At 64.7% G+C, this 18,600-nt stretch carries 15 protein-coding genes; 7 read left to right on the top strand and 8 right to left on the bottom strand.

The window, feature by feature from the left end; translation table 11 throughout:
* Position 1 precedes the first annotated feature (1 nt).
* Genes AQ12_RS05910 through AQ12_RS05900 form a run of 3 tightly spaced genes read right to left on the bottom strand, consistent with a single transcriptional unit; the run spans position 2 to position 3,187 of the window.
* On the bottom strand, positions 2–1,693 hold the full coding sequence (locus AQ12_RS05910) for an FAD-dependent monooxygenase (protein ID WP_048438951.1): 1,692 nt from the start codon (positions 1,691–1,693) through the stop codon (positions 2–4).
* An 18-nt stretch (positions 1,694–1,711) separates the two neighbouring features.
* Positions 1,712–2,185, bottom strand: a complete 474-nt coding sequence (locus AQ12_RS05905) for a MarR family winged helix-turn-helix transcriptional regulator (RefSeq protein WP_048438950.1) — start codon at positions 2,183–2,185, stop codon at positions 1,712–1,714.
* Positions 2,186–2,212: 27 nt separating this feature from the next.
* On the bottom strand, positions 2,213–3,187 hold the full coding sequence (locus AQ12_RS05900) for a tripartite tricarboxylate transporter substrate binding protein (RefSeq protein WP_048438949.1): 975 nt from the start codon (positions 3,185–3,187) through the stop codon (positions 2,213–2,215).
* Positions 3,188–3,488: 301 nt separating this feature from the next.
* Between AQ12_RS05900 and AQ12_RS05895 the strand changes: the two genes are divergently transcribed.
* On the top strand, positions 3,489–4,022 hold the full coding sequence (locus AQ12_RS05895; protein ID WP_048438948.1) for a carboxymuconolactone decarboxylase family protein: 534 nt from the start codon (positions 3,489–3,491) through the stop codon (positions 4,020–4,022).
* Between the two features lie 31 nt (positions 4,023–4,053).
* Here the strand turns inward: AQ12_RS05895 and AQ12_RS05890 are convergent, their stop codons facing one another.
* Together AQ12_RS05890 and AQ12_RS05885 are read right to left on the bottom strand one after the other, a co-directional pair.
* Positions 4,054–5,031 carry an AraC family transcriptional regulator gene (locus tag AQ12_RS05890; protein ID WP_048438947.1) on the bottom strand — a complete coding sequence of 326 codons (978 nt, stop codon included), beginning with the start codon at positions 5,029–5,031 and terminating at the stop codon, positions 4,054–4,056.
* Complete coding sequence (locus AQ12_RS05885; RefSeq protein WP_048438946.1) at positions 5,031–5,564, bottom strand: OsmC family protein; 534 nt, start codon at positions 5,562–5,564, stop codon at positions 5,031–5,033. Before AQ12_RS05885 ends, AQ12_RS05890 begins: the two co-directional genes overlap by 1 nt.
* Positions 5,565–5,766: 202 nt before the next feature.
* Here AQ12_RS05885 and AQ12_RS05880 point away from each other — a divergent pair, with 202 nt between their 5' ends.
* Together AQ12_RS05880 and AQ12_RS05875 are read left to right on the top strand one after the other, a co-directional pair.
* On the top strand, positions 5,767–6,372 hold the full coding sequence (locus tag AQ12_RS05880; RefSeq protein WP_048438945.1) for an OsmC family protein: 606 nt from the start codon (positions 5,767–5,769) through the stop codon (positions 6,370–6,372).
* Positions 6,369–7,226, top strand: a complete 858-nt coding sequence (locus tag AQ12_RS05875; protein ID WP_048438944.1) for a class I SAM-dependent methyltransferase — start codon at positions 6,369–6,371, stop codon at positions 7,224–7,226. Before AQ12_RS05880 ends, AQ12_RS05875 begins: the two co-directional genes overlap by 4 nt.
* Here AQ12_RS05875 and AQ12_RS21945 read toward each other — a convergent pair.
* Positions 7,177–10,614, bottom strand: a complete 3,438-nt coding sequence (locus AQ12_RS21945; RefSeq protein WP_053076569.1) for a PAS domain-containing sensor histidine kinase — start codon at positions 10,612–10,614, stop codon at positions 7,177–7,179. The genes AQ12_RS05875 and AQ12_RS21945 overlap by 50 nt on opposite strands.
* A gap of 315 nt (positions 10,615–10,929) precedes the next feature.
* On the opposite strand from AQ12_RS21945, the gene AQ12_RS05865 reads away from it, so the two are divergent.
* Positions 10,930–11,697, top strand: coding sequence for a response regulator (locus AQ12_RS05865; RefSeq protein WP_048438943.1), 768 nt, complete (start codon positions 10,930–10,932; stop codon positions 11,695–11,697).
* 46 nt (positions 11,698–11,743) lie between these two features.
* Positions 11,744–12,583, top strand: a complete 840-nt coding sequence (locus AQ12_RS05860; protein ID WP_048438942.1) for a PA4780 family RIO1-like protein kinase — start codon at positions 11,744–11,746, stop codon at positions 12,581–12,583.
* Positions 12,584–12,611: 28 nt separating this feature from the next.
* On the opposite strand, the gene AQ12_RS05855 is transcribed toward AQ12_RS05860, so the two are convergent.
* Both AQ12_RS05855 and AQ12_RS21940 read right to left on the bottom strand, forming a co-directional pair.
* Positions 12,612–13,580: a hypothetical protein gene (locus AQ12_RS05855; protein ID WP_048438941.1), complete on the bottom strand. Its 969-nt coding sequence runs from the start codon at positions 13,578–13,580 to the stop codon at positions 12,612–12,614.
* A complete protein-coding gene (locus AQ12_RS21940; RefSeq protein WP_053076568.1) occupies positions 13,577–15,412 on the bottom strand; it encodes an acetate--CoA ligase family protein in 1,836 nt (611 codons plus the stop codon). The genes AQ12_RS05855 and AQ12_RS21940 overlap by 4 nt, the downstream gene beginning before the upstream one ends.
* Before the next feature lie 227 nt (positions 15,413–15,639).
* Between AQ12_RS21940 and AQ12_RS05845 the strand changes: the two genes are divergently transcribed.
* Positions 15,640–17,040 (top strand): hypothetical protein, encoded by a 1,401-nt coding sequence (locus AQ12_RS05845; RefSeq protein ID WP_152682689.1) that lies wholly within the window; start codon positions 15,640–15,642, stop codon positions 17,038–17,040.
* Positions 17,041–17,190: 150 nt separating this feature from the next.
* Complete coding sequence (locus AQ12_RS05840; protein WP_048438939.1) at positions 17,191–18,591, top strand: hypothetical protein; 1,401 nt, start codon at positions 17,191–17,193, stop codon at positions 18,589–18,591.
* Positions 18,592–18,600: the final 9 nt, after the last annotated feature.

Here is an 18,600-nt window from a genome sequence, read left to right as displayed (position 1 = left end):
TTCACTGTGCAAGCGCGTTGTCGAATGCGGCCTGCAGCCGCGGTGCGTCGAGCGTGAGCCATCGGGCGCACACATGCTGGTCAGGGCGAAGCAGGTAGGCGCAGCCCTGTTGGGACAAGCCATACGCAGCGCGCAAGCGCCCTTGCGTGTCGGCGATGGACTCGTCCGCGCCGTGCACGGGGGCGTTCGCGCCCACCGCCAGCACCTTGAGTGGAACGCCGCGTGCCCGCAAGCGCGCGATGCATTCGGCCAGCGATGAGGGCAGCTCGCCGGAGTCGGTCGCGTACAGCAGGTTGAAGCCGCTTCCCAGATGGTCGAGCAGGTGATCGTTGTCGCTGATTTGCACATCGCGAGGCGGCGCGCCATGGGCGGGACCTGCCTTGAATCGCGCCGTGTCATCGTCGGTGCTGTTGAGCGACGAGTTGCTGTACTCGTGCGGACGCGAGGTGCGCCAGTGGTAGAGCGGCCGCACGAACTCCTGGGTGAGCGACAGGGAAAGGACTGCATCGCGCAGCAGCTTGAAGCCATGCGAAGGCGGCGTCATGAAGCGCGTGCTCTTGCCTGCTTCCTCGATGATCTCGCGCGCCGCGCCCACGCGTTCGGCGCTGTAGTTCTTCAGCAGCGACTGGTCTGCGAGCCCCTTCACGACGCTTGCGAGATGCCAGCCGAGCGACTGTGCATCCTGGAAGGCGGTGTTGGCCCCGCGCACGCCGAAAATCGGCAGCAGGTGCGCGGCGTCACCCGTGAAGAGAACACGTCCGTGCACATAGTCGGGCAAGGTCAGCGCGCGTGCGGAGTACACCGACGACCAGTCCATTTCCCAGGGTGTGCCCGCGTATCCGATCATGGCGAGCTGCGCGTCGATTCGCTCGCGCAGTGACTCCGGCTGCAATGCCTGCTCGGGCGTTTCGCCGCGCGGCAGCTGGTAGTCGATGCGCCAGATGCCCAGCGGCTCGCGGTGCATGAGGATGGTGTTGCCCGGGTTCCAGGCCGGATCGAAAAACGCAAGGCGCTCGGTGGGGAGCGGCAGGTCGATGCGGATGTCCGCGATGACGAACAGGCCCTCGTAAGACGCGCCTTCCATCTGCAGGCCCATCGCGCTGCGGATGCCCGAGCGACCGCCGTCCGCGGCCACCAGCCATTCGGTCTCCAGCGTGTAGGGGCCTTCGGGCGTATCGACTTCTACCAGCACACGATCATCGTCCTGGGTGAAGCTCTCGACCTTGTTGCCCCAGCGCAGCTCGATGAGCGGTTCGGCGTTGCAGGCGTCCAGCAGGTATTCCTCCAGGAACTGCTGCTGGATGTTGGTCATCGGTGGAAAGCGGTCGTTCGCATCGTGCGGCGCTTCCATGCGGAACACGCGTTCACCGCGATAGAACGAATTGCCGAACCGCCACGCCAGACCGTTCTGGGCGATGCGATCCGCCACGCCCACCTGTTGCAGGATCTCCATGCTGCGGCGCGTGAACACAATGGCGCGGCTTCCTTGCGAGACCTGCAGTTCGGCGTTGAGCACAACGCAGCTCACGCCCTGCTGCGCGAGCTTGAGCGCCGTCACCAGGCCAGCGGGACCTGCGCCGACCACGGCCACTTGCTGGCGCTTGTCTTGCGCGTGCTGCGTGGGAAGCCAGGGCTGGTGGATCTTGTAGTCGAAGTAGATCGACGGACGGGGTTCGGTGGTGGGCTGGTGCATGGTCGTATCCGGATGGGGTCAGGCCTGGGGAGCGCTGTTGTGCTGTATCAGTCGGTCGAACAGGGCGCCGAGCACGCGCATTTCCTGCGCGCTCAGGCAGCCAAAAATTTCTTCGTTCCGGCGCTCGATCAGGTCCATGGTCTTTTGCCAGACCTTGCGGCCGCGCGCGGTGAGCTTGAGCTGCACGCCACGGCCGTCACCTTCCGTGTTGCCTTTTGCAACCAGTCCTTCTTCGACCAGGAACTGCGCGGCGCGGCTGGCCTGCGCCTTGTTCAGGTTGGCCAGCTGCGCGAGCCGGTTGACCGAGATCGGCTCGAACGAACCGACTGCCGCCAGGCAGCGGCCGTCGCTGAGGGACAGGCCCACTTCGAGTGGGTACTGGCGCTGGCTCTCCAGGTCGGAGAGCTTGTGAAGCAGGTGCATGCGATAGGTGAGCGTGCGCTCCAGCGGCGCATGCTTGCGGGCCGCCTTGGTGGGGTTGTCCTGCTTCATGGTGGGCCCTTCGTTTTGTTCGCGCTGTTATTCGACGCGGATGTTGTTGGCCTTGATCACAGGGCCCCACTTCGCGCGCTCTGCGGCGGCGTACTGCGTCATGGCAGCCGGGCTGCTGGGCGTGATCTCCAGGCCCAGGCCTTCCAGGCGTGTCTTGATCGCCGGCGCTGCGAGTGCTTTCACAAGAGCGGCACTGACCTTCTGCGCGATGTCGGCCGGCACGCCCGCAGGCATCACGACGCCTTGCCACGCGTATGCCTCGAAACCCTTGAGGCCCTGCTCTGACAGTGTGGGGATGGTGTCGAAGCCCGGCACGCGTTTCGCGCTGGCCACACCGATGGCGCGCAGCTTGCCGCTGGTGATGAACTGGTTGCCACTGGCAGAGTCGACGAACATGAAAGGCACCTGTCCTCCCACGACGTCCTGTACTGCGGGGGCCGCGCCCTTGTAAGGAACGTGGGTCAATTCAAGCTTGGCTTGCTGGCTGAACATGGCGGTGGCCAGGTGGTGGGGACTGCCGGAGCCGGGTGTTCCGTAAGCCACGCCCTTTTCCTTTTTGGCCCATGCGATGAACTCTGCGAGATTCTTTGCGGGCACGTTCGGGTTGACGACCAGGATCAGCGGAAACCGCACCGTCAGGCCAATCGGCGTGAAGTCTTTCTCGACGTTGTACGGCAGCTTCGAATAGAGAAAGGGATTTGCCGCGAGCGTGGCGGTGTCGCCTGACATCAGCGTGTAGCCGTCCGGCTTGGACTTGGCGGTGTAGTCGGCGCCGATATTGGTCGCCGCGCCGGGCTTGTTGTTGATGACGATCGGCTGGCCGAGCGTCTCGCTCATGGCCTGTGCGAGCGTGCGCGCAACGATGTCGGTGCCGCCGCCTGCGGGGTAGGGAACAACCCACTCCATCGGCTTGGCGGGCCATGCCTGGGCTGCGGCAAAAGTAGAGATGGTGGTGAGTGCGATCGCGAAGCAGCGCCGCGTGATGCGGGAAGCAAGAGTCATGGGTTCTCCGGGGGTGGGAAGGCGGTACAGCCACACTTGCGCGAGGGCGTCGGGCTGCGACGTGCTGCAATTCTAGATCGAATATGGTTGCGTGCGCAACTAGTTATTTGCAAGGGCTTGCGACATCTCTTCCGGTTGTCATGCCGGACTCGATCCGGCATCCACCGCGAAGCGGCGACTGCGTTTGATCGCAGATGGATTGCGGATCAAGTCCGCAATGACAGCCGTGGGGTCGATCGGACTGGGGCGGCGCTAGCATGTGGCCTACAACCGGCGCTGTTGCCGGCCGGAGGCGATTCTCATGGCTCGACTTGAATTTGTGGATGCGTCCACGCCCGGTGTGGATGCGGCGCTGGTGAGCGCCGTCCAGGAGCGGCGTGGCGGCGCGTTGCTCAACCTTGACCGCCAGTTGCTGCACAGCGCGCCGATCGCGCGGGGCTGGAACAACTACATGGGCGCCATCCGCACCGGCGGCATCCTGGATGGCGGCCTGCGCGAGATGGTCATCTTGCTGGTGGCCATCCTGAACCGCGCGCCTTATGAATTCACCCAACATGCGCCGGTGGCGCTGCAAGAGGGCGTGCCGCAGTCGAAGATATCCGGCCTGGCGCAGTGGGCGGATTCAAAGGAGTTCTCGCAGCAGGAGCGCGACACCTTTGCCTACACGACGGCAATGACGCTTCATGTGCAGGTACCCGATGATGTCTTTGCCAACGTTCGCCGGCATTTCAGCGCGCGTGAGCTGGTGGAGCTGACAGCGACTGTCGCGGCTTACAACATGGTTTCGCGTTTCCTGGAAGCCTTGCAGATCGAGCCTGAAGGCGACACCGACTGAGCGGATGCATCGTTCCCACGGCGCACAAGATTCAGGCGCTGACTTCGCCCTGGGGCTTTGTTGCCCCGCTGCGCCACGCAGCCGGCGGCATGCCGTACTCGCGTCGAAACGCACGCGTGAACGCGGGGTCGGTTTCATATCCCACGTCCCTGGCCACACGGCTGATGCTCGACGAACTGCTGCGCAGCATCCCGGCTGCCAGCGCCATCCGCCATCGGCCCAGGTAATGCATCGGCGATTGCCCGACGTAATGCGTGAAGCGCTCGGCCAGCACCGAACGCGAGATGCCGCACTCGCGCGCCAATGACTCCACTGTCCATGCATCGGCAGGTTGTGCGTGCATCAGGGCCAACGCCTTGCCGACGACACGGTCGCGCACGCCTGCGAGCCATCCGGTTTGCTCGGGCGGCAACTGAGCCATGTACCGGCGCAGGGTTTCGACAAAGAGAACTTCCGAGAGTTTTGCCAGCACGCCCGCACCGCCAGGCCGTGCAGCAGCCGCTTCGGCTACTGCGTAACGAATCGACAACTCCAGCCAGCCCGGATCGTCCTGTCCGCGCAGGTTCACGCGCACCACACGCGGCAGCGCCGTGAGGATGGGGCGGCACAGCCGCGGGTCGCACGACAGATAGCCGCAGATGAATCGCGTCTTGTCTCCGCCGCCGCCGAAGCGCACTTCGCGAGGACCGCGTCGCAGCAACGCCACCAGGTCAGCGGGCGGCGCGGGCTGCACATCGGGCGCCGAAGACATGAGGTGCGCATCGCCGTGCGGAAACACGATGACATCCCCGGCATGCAGCGTGTCCGGCGGCAAGCCCTCCACTTCGAGCCTGCATTGGCCCTCGGTCAACAGGTGAAAGATGACGAGCCGCTCGGCACCCGGCTGCAGCGTGTTCATCACGGCGGATGCAGCAGGCGCAGAAAAGCACCACGGCGCGCTGAACCTCGCGTTGTAGAACACCGCGCTGTTCAGGCGCACCACGCGAAGCACTTCGGACAGTGCGTCCATCAGGCGACTGGCGCTGCCTGGGGCTGCAGATCGACCTCGAGTTCGATGGGCAGGCCGCGTTGCAGTCCCTGGCTCAAGGGCGAACGCGATGCAGCCAGCGCGACCAGCGCCCGCAACTGGGCTTCGGACGTGCCCGGCGATTCGATGGCGACCTTCAGCCAGAAGCGAAGCGGACCCGCCAGGACGCCCTCGGTGCCCAGCATTCCACGCGCGTCGGATTCGCTGTGGGCCTGCACTTCCAGCCGCGTGAGCGCGATGCCCTGCACCGCGGCTTCCATCGCGATGCTGGTCACCATGCACGAAGCCACCCCTGCCCGGAAGTACCACCCCGGCGCCGCGCCGCCTGCACCTCCCAGAGTGGTGGGCATCTCGGTGGAGAGTTGCGTTACCGACGGGTGTTGCAACTGTGTCGAGAGGTTTCCGCTCCAGACGGCGACGGCCACGGAATCTTCCTTCAATGCCGCCGACGGTTTTCGCTCGAGCGTCTCGCGCGCCCGAATGAGTGATTCGCGGATGTTTGCTTGCGTGTTCATGAGGCTCCAGATTTCATCGCAGTGAGGTTGGGCCATTGTGGACATTTGCAGCTGCCTCGTCGACAGGCCCCGGAGCTTCGGACAAGAAATACAGAGCCCCGGTGCACGGTGCCCGTGGGTGCTGACAGAAACCGAGTTCCAGACAAGAGAGCCGGAGTTTCGGGAAAGGCAAATTGAGCCCTGGCGGCCAATACTGCAGGCCATGAACACACAACAGCATCCGCTCGCAAATCCCGACGTTCAGGCCGGCCCGGATGTGCGTTCGCGCCAGGCACCGCTGCGCGCAGCCTATCGAAGCGACCCCGCCAGCGCCGTCGTGACGGACCTCGCGTGGACAGGCGGCGAAGGCGATCTTGCCAACCCGATGCTCGGGCGCGTGCACCTGGGCAGCCACGCGGTTTCACACCTGGACTATGGCGTCCATCACGCGATCGGTGGCACCCACGAGGCCCCTGTACCCGGCGACCTGCTGTGCGCCGCACTGGCGGCATGCCAGGAGTCCAGCCTGCGCATGGTGGCCTCGGTGCTGGGCGTGCGGCTCTTGCAGCTGGGCGTGACCGCGCGGGGCCATGTGGATGTGCGCGGAACGCTGGGCGATCCGCTCGTGCCGGTGGCTTTCCAATCTTTCGAGGTGTCCGTACGATTGCGTGCGGCACCCGACACCCATCCGCAACGGCTGCGCCAGCTCTTGCGCGCAGCCGAGCGGTCTTGCGTCGTGCTGCAAACCTTGCGATCGGCCGTGCCCGTCGTGGTCGAGTTCGATGCGCCCGTGATCCCGGACAACATTCACCAAGGAGCAAACCCATGACAGTTCAAACCACTTCCGCTTCATCATCCACCCCCGTCGCCAACCCCAACCAGGCGCTCTGGGAAAAGGGCGACTTCACGCGGATCGCCGCCGCCATGCGCGAGAGCGGCGAGGCCTTGGTCAAGTCGCTGGGCATTACCAGCGGCCACCAGGTGCTTGATCTGGGCTGCGGCGATGGAACGACCGCGATACCCGCCGCGCTCGCAGGTGCCACGGTGCTGGGCGTCGATATTTCGCGCAACCTGGTCGCCGCCGGCAACAAGCGCGCGCAGGAGCAGGGCCTGGCCAACTGCAGCTTCCAGCAAGGCGATGCCAGCAAGCTCGCAGGTATCGCAGACAAGTCCTTCGATCGCGTGGTCAGCATCTTTGGCGCGATGTTCGCGCCCCGGCCGCTCGACGTCGCCAAAGAGATGGTGCGTGTGACGAAGCCGGGCGGGCGCATCGCGATGGGGAACTGGATTCCCGGGGACCCGACGCTGGTCGCGCAGATCCTGAAGATCAGCTCTTCCTATTCGCCGCCGCCGCCCGAAGGTTTCGTGAGCCCGATGACCTGGGGCGTCGAAGGCAACGTCATCGAGCGGTTTGGCGCGGCCGGTGTCCCTGCTGACAAGATCAAGTGCGCCAGGCAGACCTACACCTTCAACTTCAACGGAACACCGTCCGAATTCGTCGATGCGTTCCGCCGCTATTACGGCCCGACGATGAATGCATTCGACGCAGCCGAAAAGGAAGGCCGCAGCGAGTCGCTGCGCGCTGAACTGGAAGAGCTGTTCAAGGCACAGAACCGAAGCGGCCGCGACAACTTCACCTCGATCCCGGCGACCTTTCTGCTGGTGACGGTGGACGTGGGCTGAAGCTGTGCGCGTCTGGCGCCGGCAGCGCCTCGCGCCGCTTGCGAGCCTCGATGAAGTCGAGCACCGCGCCAAGCTCAACCTGCAGCCCTGTGTAAATTCGCCGCAGCGGGTCGGCGCTGCCGCTGCGGGCCATCAGTTCAAGGGCGCTGCAGCTCTCGCCCAGGGGCAGGGCGCCAATCGACACCGCAGCCCCCTTGAGCTGGTGCGCGAGTGCCGCCACTTCGGCAGCGCTGCCTGCCTGCATGGCGACCTCCAGTGCTGTTGCGCAGTCGCGGGCCGACCTTGAAAACGACAGCAACACATCAGCGATGTCGCGCGGATCGTCGCCAACCATCGCCACGAGCGTGCCGACGTCCACCACGGCTGCCTTTGCGCGGTCGGTTTTGAGTTGGGGGGACACCGGCGGCTTGATGTGCGCTTCAATCGCAGTGCGCAGCTGTGCCAGCAGCACCGGCTTGCTCAGGTAGCCGTCCATGCCCGCAGCCAGGCACCGGATTTCTTCATCGCGCAGCGCGTTGGCCGTCACCGCGATGATGGGGATGCGACTGTCAGGCGCTTCTTCAGCCCGAATCGCCTGGGCCAGCCCGTAGCCGTCCAGCAGCGGCATGTGCAGGTCCGTGAGGACCATGGCGTACGCGCCGGTGCGCCAGCGCGCGAGGGCGTCCATTCCGTCGATGGCAACGTCCGCATCAAAACCCAGCAGCGCCAGTTGCTTCAGGATGACAAGCCGGTTGGTCTGGTTGTCCTCTGCGACCAGGATCAGCAGGCCGGCCTGGGGCGCATCGTGCCCGGCCTCGTGATCGGCCACGCGTGTGGACACGGCGTTGGCGGGCTCCTGTTCTGGCGTCAGGGTGCCGCAGGCCATCTCGAATGCGCGCAGCAGCATGGTCTGGGCCAGCACGTCGGCATCGATCATCACCATCCCGCAGGCGTCCAGCCGAGGCACGCGGCGGCGTCCCCAACCCAGCACGACCAGCTGGGTCTGCGAGATGGGCGAGCTTTGGCCGACGGCTTGCAGTTGTGCTGCGCCTTCGGCGAACTCCGGCAGCATCAGCCAGAACGACACGCCGGCAATGACGGGCGAACGCGCGGCCTGGGCGACGCTGTATGCCCGCTCGACGATCAGTCCGGCGTGACGCAGGTACGCACCCATGTCATCGCCCAGTTGCCGGTCGTCGCCCACGATGAGGCAGTGCATGCCCCGCAGGACAGGGGGGCTGCGTGTGGCGGGAGGTCCCGGCACGGATCGCAGCGGCAAGTGAACGGTGAATGCAGAGCCTTCGGCCAGCGTGCTTTCCACGGAGATGCTGCCTCCCATCAGGCGAAGCAGCATGTCGGAGATCGCCAGGCCCAGTCCGCTGCCACCGTAGCGACGGGTCGTTGAGTCGTCCGCCTGCGCGAAGGGCTTGAACAGGCGCGCGAGTGTGCCTGCATCGATCCCGATGCCGTTGTCGGTCACGGTGATCTCCACCGCGACCGAACCCGAATCCGGGTCCGGTTGCTGCTGTGCCAGGACTGCCCTTACAGCCACGGCCCCAGGCTCGACCAGGCCGCCCGAGAACTTGATGGCGTTGCCCACCAGGTTGACCAGCACCTGGCGCAGGCGCCCCTCGTCGGCCATCACCACTTCGGGCAACGCAGGGTCTACAAATACCGTCAGGCGCACGCCCTGCTTGAAGGCCAGCTGGTCGAGCATGCGGCAGACGCGCTCGACGCAATCGCGCAGGACCACGGGTTCGTCGTGGACCTTCTGGTGGCCGGCTTCGATCTTGGAAAAGTCCAGGATGTCTTCGATGATCTGAAGCAGCGAGAACGCCGATTCGCGAATCAGGTCTGTCATCTCCATCTGGTGCTGCTGCAGGCTGCTTTGCTGCAGCACTTCGATCATGCCGATCACCCCGTTCATGGGCGTGCGGATCTCGTGGCTCATGGTTGCGAGAAAATCCGACTTGGCCTTGTTGGCACGTTCGGCCTGCTCCTGGGCCAGCCGCAACTGGGTGGTTCGCTCTTCCACGCGCAACTCCAGTTGCGCGTTCACTTCCTTCAGGCCCTGGATATCCGTGCCGGTTCCCAGCCACTTGAGCACGCCTGCATCGGCATCGGCATCGAACACGGGTACCGTGCGAATCAGCCACCATCGGTACTCGCCGTCGATGCTTCGCAGTCGAAGCTCTGCCGCGTAGGTCGATCGCGCCCGGATCGCCGCGTGCCAGCCGCCCAGCGATCGCGAAAGGTCATCCGGGTGCACAGCGCGGGCCCAGCCATCGCCCATGATGTCTGCGGGCTTGAGACCGGTGTATTCAAGCCACCGGTCGTTGGCGTAGTTGGTCACACCGTCAGGGCCTGCAGTCCACACGATCTGCGGCATGGCTTCGGCCATGATCCGGAACTCGGCCACGCTCTTTCGCAAGGCGTCCCCGGCGCGCTTGCGCTCGGTGATGTCTCGTGTCGAGCCGATCACGAAATCGACGTTTCCGTTGGCGGCGAACGCGGGCGAAAAAATGTACTCGTACCACCCATGGGCACCCGCCGGATTTACATAGGTCGCCTCGTCCGAGACGATCTCCTGTGTATCGAACACATGCTGGACCTGCCTCTTGAGCCGCGCCGACAGTTCAGCTGGGTAGCCCAGGTCGAGAAAGTCCTTGCCGATGATGTCGTCGAGCGTCTTGCCCCACAGGTCGAGCAGGGGCTTGTTCGCATAGGCGAGGCGGCCATCATGGTTGTAGATCTGCACGAAGTCGGTGATCGAAGCCAGCGCGGTGCTGAGCTGGCGCTCTCTCAGCTCGGTGCGCAGCGACAAGGCGGCCATGTCCTTTGCCGCGAGCCAGCGCTCGGTGACATCGGTGTGCATGACGACCGCGCCCTTGCCAACCTCGTCCAGCAACGGCACGACGCGAAGCAGAAAGCAGCGCTGGCTCGTCGGTGAATGGCAGGGGTATTCCAGTTCGTAGCTTGCTGCGGCGCCATTGAGGACCGAACGGATGCCAGCGGCCACATGCGCGGCCTCCGATGAGTCGAGACTACTGGCCCGGTCGCACAGGTCCAGGTAGTTCGTGCCCACGCCATGCTGCGCGGATTGCAGCGCATTCGAATCGGCGAATTCCCGCCAGGTCCTGTTCACCGAAACGATCAGGCCGTTGGCGTCGATCAGCGCAATGCTCGCGGGCAGGGCGGCAAGAATGGCCGCCTGTCGGGTCACTTCGTTGCGTCGCATGTCTGCCTGCGCGCGCCGCAGCAAGATCGTGTGGCCCGCCTGATTGGTGACAGAGTCGATCTCGCCTTCGAGCAGTTCGTCAAGCCGCGCATCGGTGTCATGCAGCAGGTCGATGAGCCGCCTGATTTCGGTGCGCGAATTCGCCGCGCCAGGCGAAACGTCCGCAATCATCCAGGGTTTCCTTGCAAGTGAATCCGTTCATCTTGCAAGGAGCAGGCTGCTGTGTCCGTACGGTGGCGAACAGAGCCGCGATCACACGGAAACAGGTGCACTTGATGGATGAGTTGCTCCCGGCCCGGACAAGCAAAGAAGCGAGGAAGAAGCGGGTAATCCACCTTGCGGTTCACCTTGCGCGCGATAGACTCAGACGGGTGCAAGGGCCGACTCGACTGTTGGGCCGGCCCTTCGTCACCACGCAATACCCTCGATGCTTTTTCGAGTGCGCCGGTCGTCCCCTCGGTCGGAGAAGAGTTCAAGGGGAACGAGTTGATCGACCATGAACGGCTTGCGGCCATCGCGCAAGGCAGCCAGCGGGCAGGCGAAGAGATCATCGACGACTTTCGCCGTGCGAATGTGCTGGACACGCGCAGCCTGCACCTGGCCTTTGCCGCCGCCGATTTCACCCAGATGGCACTGCTGGCGCACCGCATCAAGGGCGGCTGCCTGATGCTGGGTGCGACGGGCCTTGCAGAAGCGTGTTCCCTGCTTTCGCTCGCAGGACGCGCGCAGAGCACGGCCAATTTGCGTGAAGCCATGGCGTTCTACGACCGGGAGTCCGCAGCCCTGGATGCGTACCTGGGCGCTTTCCCCGATGGCGTTGAGGCTGCCCGTGCGGCAGTCGCGCACGTCGACCTGCACGCGAAGTCATGCACGGGATTGCACTTTGTCGTGGCTGAAGACCATGACTTCCAGCGCGATCTCATCATGAAGCTCTTGCGCCGCGCCGATGCGGCGTCTGTCGTCGGTGTCGAGGACGGTGCAAAGGCCCTGGAGCAGATCAATGGCGCGAGGCCCGTGGACATCCTGGTGCTCGACCTGTCGATGCCGGACATGGATGGCAGCGAGCTGCTCAAACGGCTTGCTGCGTGCGGCAGCCCGGTGGCCGTCATCCTGAACAGCGCCCTGAGCGTGAGCCAGATGGGCGTTGTCATGCAGCAGGCCGCCGCTTGCGATGTGCGCATCCTCGGCGTGGTCAACAAGCCGCTGACGCAGGCCGCGCTGGACCCACTGGTCAAGGCATTCCGGGCCGGCTGACCGCAGGGCGCCTCGCTGCACGCGAGCGAACCGCCACAATCGGCCCATGAAAGCACCCGCCCGCCTGCAAAACCTCCTGGCCGAAGGCCTCATCGACAGCGTTGTGCGGCAGCTCAAGAGCGGCAAGGAAGCCGATGTGTATGTCGTGCGTTGCGGCGAAGAAACCTGCGCCGCCAAGATCTACAAGGAAGCTAACAACCGCAGCTTCCGCCAGGCCGTCGATTACACCGAGAACCGCAAGGTGCGAAACAGCCGGCAGGCGCGCGCGATGGCCAAGCGCACCAACTACGGGCGCCAGCAACAGGAAGCCGCATGGCAAAGCGCCGAGGTCGATGCGCTGTACCGGCTTGCCGCCGCGGGCGTGCGCGTGCCCAGGCCCATCAACTTCCATGAGGGCGTGCTGTTGATGGAACTGGTGGTCGATGCAGATGGCGACGCTGCGGCGCGGCTCAATGACCTGAGCTTCACCGAGGACGAGGCCCGCAGGCACCACGCGTCATTGATCGGTGAAGTGGTGCTCATGCTGTGCGCGGGTGTGATCCACGGCGACCTGTCGGAATTCAATGTCCTGCTGGCCGCCGACGGGCCGGTGATCATCGATTTGCCGCAAGCGGTCGATGCCGCCGGCAACAACCACGCAGCACGCATGCTGATGCGCGATGTCGACAACCTGCGCACCTACTTCGGCCGGTTTGCGCCGGACTTGCTCGCCACGAAATACGGACCCGAGATCTGGGCGTTGTACGCGAGCGGCATGCTGGCACCCGACACCGCGCTCACCGGCCGCTACGAACCGGTTGCGGGCTCCGTCGACTTGTCGGGGGTGCTGCGCGAGATCGAGGATGCGCGGCTGGAAGAATCGGCGCGGCTGCTGCGCATGGCGTGAAACGGGTGGGGCCGCCCAGAGGCGATGTTCAGCAATCGTTGCGTGAGCGCAGGTAATTGCCCACCGCATCTTTCAGGTCCCCGGCGCATTGCATGAAGCGCAGCGCGTTCCCGCTGCGATCGATATCCCTGGCAGGGTCGTAGCCGCGAGGCGCCAGGATCTTCGTGCGTTCCCCATATTGCCGACCCTCCATCTCGCCGTGCCACAGATGCATCGCGCGGTTGTCTGCAAAGCCCAGGCGTTGCCTGTCCTTGCCGGCAGGCAGGCAGCGCGCAGCCCACGCGGCTGCGTCGCACTGATGCGCTGCTGAATAGGGTCGCGTAGCAAACAGCGCCTGCAACATGCCGATGGCAGCGGCTGCCATCAGCAAGTCTCCACCACCGACGATGTTGCCGTCGTAACACTCGAAGTCGGGCAGGTCATCCAGCCGCACAGCGCTGGCGATGCCGGCCCCACCTGACGATGGCGGGACACCCCGCACCGACTGCGCCAGCGCGGTTGCAGCGTCTGTCGCAAACAGGGGCTTGCCTTGCGCGAGCGCAAAGCCGAGCGACTCGACCTGGCGCTCCGGGGCGACGCCCAGCAGCTGCGCGCGGCTGCGCATTGCAAACGGCAGTTCGGGCAGGTAGTTGGTGTGCGTGTGGCAATTGACCAGGGGACAGGCATCCAGTGCCGCAGAAACCTGCTGCATCCAGTCGGCGCGTTCGAACACAACATCGGCGTCCACGATGGCCACGTCGCGGGCGAGGCCATCGTTGCGAATGCGTGCGAGCCCGACATTGAGCAGGCGCTCTTTTTGCCACATCAGATCGCCGCCTGTCACGCGAACCATGATGTCGGCGTCGTCATGCGCCAGGTCGAACCGGCCGTCTCGCGACCATTCAACTGTGACGAGCGGCACACCGAGGTTCTCGCGAAACACATGGTAGTTGCGGCGTCGCCGCTCTCCGTGAAACGGGTTGTAGTAAGAGGTCAGTGCAATGGCCGGTGCGATCACTGCACGGCCTTGTCTTCGACCGACACGGCGTGGGGTGCAACCATGTCCAGGCATCGCCTGAGCGTCTGCGCATCCGAAGCGTCATGCGGATTGGCTCCCCGCACGACGCGGACCTGGTCGACGTGCAGCCACGGCAGGCCCTGCTGCAACACCTCGCGCGGAGCCAGTGCCACCACCACCGCTGTTGCGTCGGGCTCGAGCTCGGCGGCCATCGCTGCGGCGAAGGGCGTGCGGCCGGGCGGGGCGAAGCGCTCGTGCGCGAGCCAGGTGCCGTCGCTGCGCACCGAGATGACGCGCTCGCCACGCTCAGTCAACTGCGCGGCCGTCTCGATGACGCTTGCATCGCAGTGCGCGTCGCCCGTTGCGTTGAGCAGCAGCACCGCGCGCATGCGACGAGGCTCAGGCACCAATCGGGCCAACAGGTCGTGATAGACGCGCGGCGCAAACTCGGTGCTGATCTGCGGCTGTGAATTCACCTCGCAGATCGCAGCCTTGCAATCCATCCACGAGACCGACACGTCGGGGATGATGAGGTCGATGCCTGCCAGGTCCAGCCGCAGGGCCTGTGCAGCCCGTATCGACAGGCGCGCGTTGTCCGGGTGAAGTTCGCCCCTCACATCGCGGCTGGTGCCGCCGGTGGACATGTTCGCGCGGCGCCTGAGCACGATGTAGTCACCGGCAGCGGGAACGCTCTGGCTGGTCATGCCGCGTTCGGCTAGAAGCTCGCGTGCTTCATCGTCCAGGCTCACGATCGTGTTGTTGCCGCGCAATGCGGGCTTGGCCGCTGCCAAAGCCTCTATCAGTTCCTCGACGCTCTGGCGCCCATCGCCCAGCACACCGCCGGGTGTCCTGCCGATCGCCTTGACGACCTTGCCGTTGTCCACCGTGATGCGAAAGTCCTGGCCCTGGATGTGCGTCTCGACCAGCACCTTGGGCGAGATCGCAGCCGCCTGCGCGTAGAACTGGCGCACCTGTTCATCGGTCTCCAACCCCGCATACACGCCCATGCCGCCATCGCGGTCATCGGGCTTGACCACCACCGGAAAACCGAGCGCGTGCGCCGCTGCGACGGCCTCCTGTTCGCTCGCGACCATCTGGTGGGCGGGAACCGGCAGGCCGTGCAGCGCCAGCACCGAAGCGGTCAGGGACTTCGACCGGGCCAGACCGGATGCCAGCGCGAGCGTGGTCTCGGTGAGCGTGCTCTTGAACAGGCGCGCGTTGGGGCCGGAGCCCACGTTCATGTATCCGCGCGGCAGCAATTGCAGGGGCAGGTCCATCTCGTCGCAGGCGCGCGCGATGCGTGCCCAGTTGATGCCCCATGACTTCATCTTGTTCTGGAAGGCGCTGCGGGCCTCGTCCAGGCGTGCCTGGGCGGACCTGGCAAGTTCGACGCGTTGCCCGTCGGACACCGCGGGCCGGCACAGATTGATCGTGGTCACGAGCCACTCGAGAACGGCTTGCGTGAAGCGGGGCTGAAAGCTCTGCAAGGCCAGGGAGTGCTGCGTTGCGCCTGCTTGCGCGAGTGCGGGCGCAATCTGCACACCGTTGTGGCTCACAGGAGAAAACGCAGCCCGCTCCAGCGCGGGGACCAGGGCCAGAAAGGCTGCGATGTCCAGTCCATTGGCCAGCAGCTGCTGCACCTCTTCGGGTTCAAGCCCGCCGGTCTGTCGAAGCAGCGCCGCCAGCGCCTCGGTGTTCCAGCGAGCCTTTGCCGGCCACGCAAGCGTGCCGACCATCACCGGCCCGCGCAGGCCGTGCGCATGACCGCGCACGATGACCCATCGCTCTGCGAGGCGTATGCAGTCGTCCTGCGAATCGGGTGCTTCATTCATCGGGCGGAATCTTAGCCGAGCGTGCCGGACGCAAGACCTGCGGCTGGGGTCCGGAACCGCAGGGCCCCCCTGCGTCACTCACTGCGCCAACCCACCCACCATCCAACGCCGGCCACATGCAACCCGCAATTTCTTCCCGCACATCCTCTTTCGCTGCTACCCCCTTGCAGGAACCCGACGTTCCCCCGACCGTGGCAGGCCATGACGTCCAGGTCGATACACCCCTTGTGCGACGCGCTTCCGTGCAAGACCCCGAGGTGCTTCAGGCGCTGGCGTCCTACGATGCGCTGCGGGCCCGACCCGGCCGCCTGGCGTTCGATCTGGACGGCCCGCAAGAAGGAATCAGGGGCTTTATTGCGATCTGCGACCTGGGCGGTGTCGAACTGGTGTCCCTGGACGCGCGAGAGAATCGAGCCGCTTCGCAGCCGATCCTGGAGCATGGTTTTTGGGAAAAGGAATTCCAGGTCGCGCAGCTGCTATTTGAGAGCGTGGTCTTCAACTACGACTGCCCGTCGATGATCTCCCCGCACATTCCGGCGACCGAGACCTTGCTGGAATACCTCCAGTCAAACCATACCCCCGTCCAGGCGGTCGCGCGTGCGCTTTCGCAAAGGCCAACAGCCCACAGATCGGGCGCGGCACTGGAGCCTGAAGCCTGCAACCGCGCACCCGACGCCGTGCAACAGGCGCTGCTGATGCTGGACGCCTTCAAGAACGAGGGCCGGCATCGGGCCTTTGCACTCAGGTCTGATGATCCGGGTTCCAGAGGCTGGATCAAGGCGAACGGTGAAGGCGGCGTTGAATTCGTCTGGGTGAACAGCAGCGACACGCGCCTGCCCGACCAGCCTTTGATGGAGCATTTTTGCTGGCCTTGCGCAGAGACATTTCGGGCCGAGTCGTACCTGGCCCTGCGCAAGTCCAATCTTCGCCCGCCGCTGCTGGGCGGGCAGTTGCCGCACCTGTACACCTCGCTGGAACAGGTTTCCAGATCAGTCGAGTTGAGCTCGTTCGTTCGCTGGTGCCGCGCGGCCCGGACCGCCGGCTTGGTCGAGATGGTCACCCCGCCCGAGCCGCGGGCGCAGGCTTTGCCGCTGGATACAACCATCCTGGGCGATGCTGCCCGCCGTATGAGCCGGTGCGTTGTCGATCCGCATCGACTTGTGGAAAACATTCGCATCCCTGTGGAGCAGGTCATTGGCCCGCAGGTGCTGCTGGACCAGATCGAGCTTGCGAGCGAGGGCTGGGTCTGCCTGGGCGAGAGCGAGGTACGTGCGACCTACGAGCCCGCGCACATGAGAATTTGCGTGGATGTGGGCCGGTTGACCGACGCGGTCTCCATCTGGCTCGACCACTGGCGCGAGCACGTGATTGCCATCACGGCACATCCGCAGGTGAAGTTCCCGGACCTGGCCGCGCTGGCGGATCTTGGCTTGCTCAAGCAGGCTTTCGTCGCCAATGCCGCGCCGGCGCCTTCCACACGACTGACCGTGCGGGCAGAGACAGCAGCGCCCGGGCGAGTCTCACAAGACGATTTGTCGGTGCTGCGAATTCATGCCGGCCAAAGACACGAATTTGTCTGGGACGACACCAGCGGAAACACCCTCATTACCGCGCACCTGCACGACTAGCTCGCGCGGCTATCTCATTTCTCTCTTTCTCTTTTCAAAACCATGCGATCTACAACCGCGTCCGCATCCAGTGCATCTTCCCGCCGCGCGCGCCGCCATCCTGCGTCTGCGCATTCCCGGCTCACAGTGGCTCATCTTCACGCGCAGGAGATGGGGGCGCAAAAACGCCGGTCGTTTGAGATCGAGCAGGCCGCTGTTGTCTTCCATGCTTTGAAGGCCCGTGGAGCCTTGCGGGCTGTCGAGCTGGGCGTCGATGACGATACGCATGACGGTTTCGTCAAGTTTCGCGATACAGGGGGAGTCGATCTGGTCACTCTCAATCTGGACGCGAGCCGCAGGGATGGTCCATGCCTCCAGCACCTGTATTGGCCTGACGAAAACGTGTTCAGGTTGGGCTTGCACAAGGAACTGCGCAAATACGAGGCCTGTCTACGCATGTTTGCAAACCACCCCCCTTCAACTGAAGCGCTGGTCGACTTTCTTGAACGCAGCGAGATACCGGTAGGGGGATTGGCCTCCTCGTTGAGGCTCAGGGCCAAGCCGGTGGTGGTACCCATGAAGCCTGAGTTACCTGCAGACCCGTCGCAGGCCCTGACTTCGGACGAGGTGTTGAACGCGCTGAAGTCCTTCACCACGCCTTCGGGGATTCCTGTTTACGAACTGTCGGCGCGTGGTCCCCATCGGCACGGTTGGATAAAAGAGCTGCCCAGTGGCATTGCGATGCTCTTGGTCAACAATTCCTACACGCGCAAGGCCGGCGAGCCCCGGGTCCAGGTACTGCTCTGGCCGGACCTGGAACGGCTGCGTGGCATCCTTCACCAGGGTTTTGGCCATCGCCCGGGCTGCCCGCAGCCAACAGGTGATGAGTTGCCATCCCTCCACTCGCTGCTGGCTTTTCTGCAGCACAGTGAAATCGAGCTCGAATCGTTCCATGCCTGGGCCCTGAAACATGCGGGGCCGGTCGTCATGCCGGCGACGTCTTTCTCGGTGCCCACGCCGGCCCGGCGAGTGGCGCAGCACCAGGACGACCGCGATGTCGAGCGGCCTCTTTCGCTGCTGCCTGTCCGGCCCCGCAGGCTGGTTGAGCGGATCCATGCGCCGCTGCAAGATGTCCTGGCATCGGCGGCGCTGCTGCGTCATGTCGACGAGGGCGACGAAGCATGGATTGATTTCGGCGCAGCCCACGCCCGCGCAAAGTTCGATTCGGCTCACAAGCGCATCGATGTGACCATCGCCGGCTTCGAGGATGGCATGTCGATTTACCTTAGTGCCGATGGTTGCCGGGTCGTCGATATCACGGCAGATCGTGCTTTGCCGATCAGCTATTTGCCCCTGCTGGCGCAGGCCGGCCTGCTTGACGCCGGATTTGCAGCTGGGGTGAAAGAGCCCGCCACAAGAGAGCTCACCAAACCCTTCCTGGGGTCGCGGGTGACCCAGCAGTTTCTGGACGGGCAGAGGCAGCGACTGAACATGCATCCCGCGTGGCAGGAGGCCGTTCGAACCAATGCGGTGCGAGTGACGATCTGGTTGCCGTCCTCTTCGCAAAATTGATATGACCGA

Source organism: Caenimonas sp. SL110 (assembly GCF_001044395.1).
In the GTDB taxonomy this organism is placed as follows: Bacteria; Pseudomonadota; Gammaproteobacteria; order Burkholderiales; family Burkholderiaceae_C; genus Ramlibacter.
The sequence above is the reverse complement of the archived record's forward strand: the minus strand, read 5'-3'. Positions and strand labels throughout refer to the sequence as shown.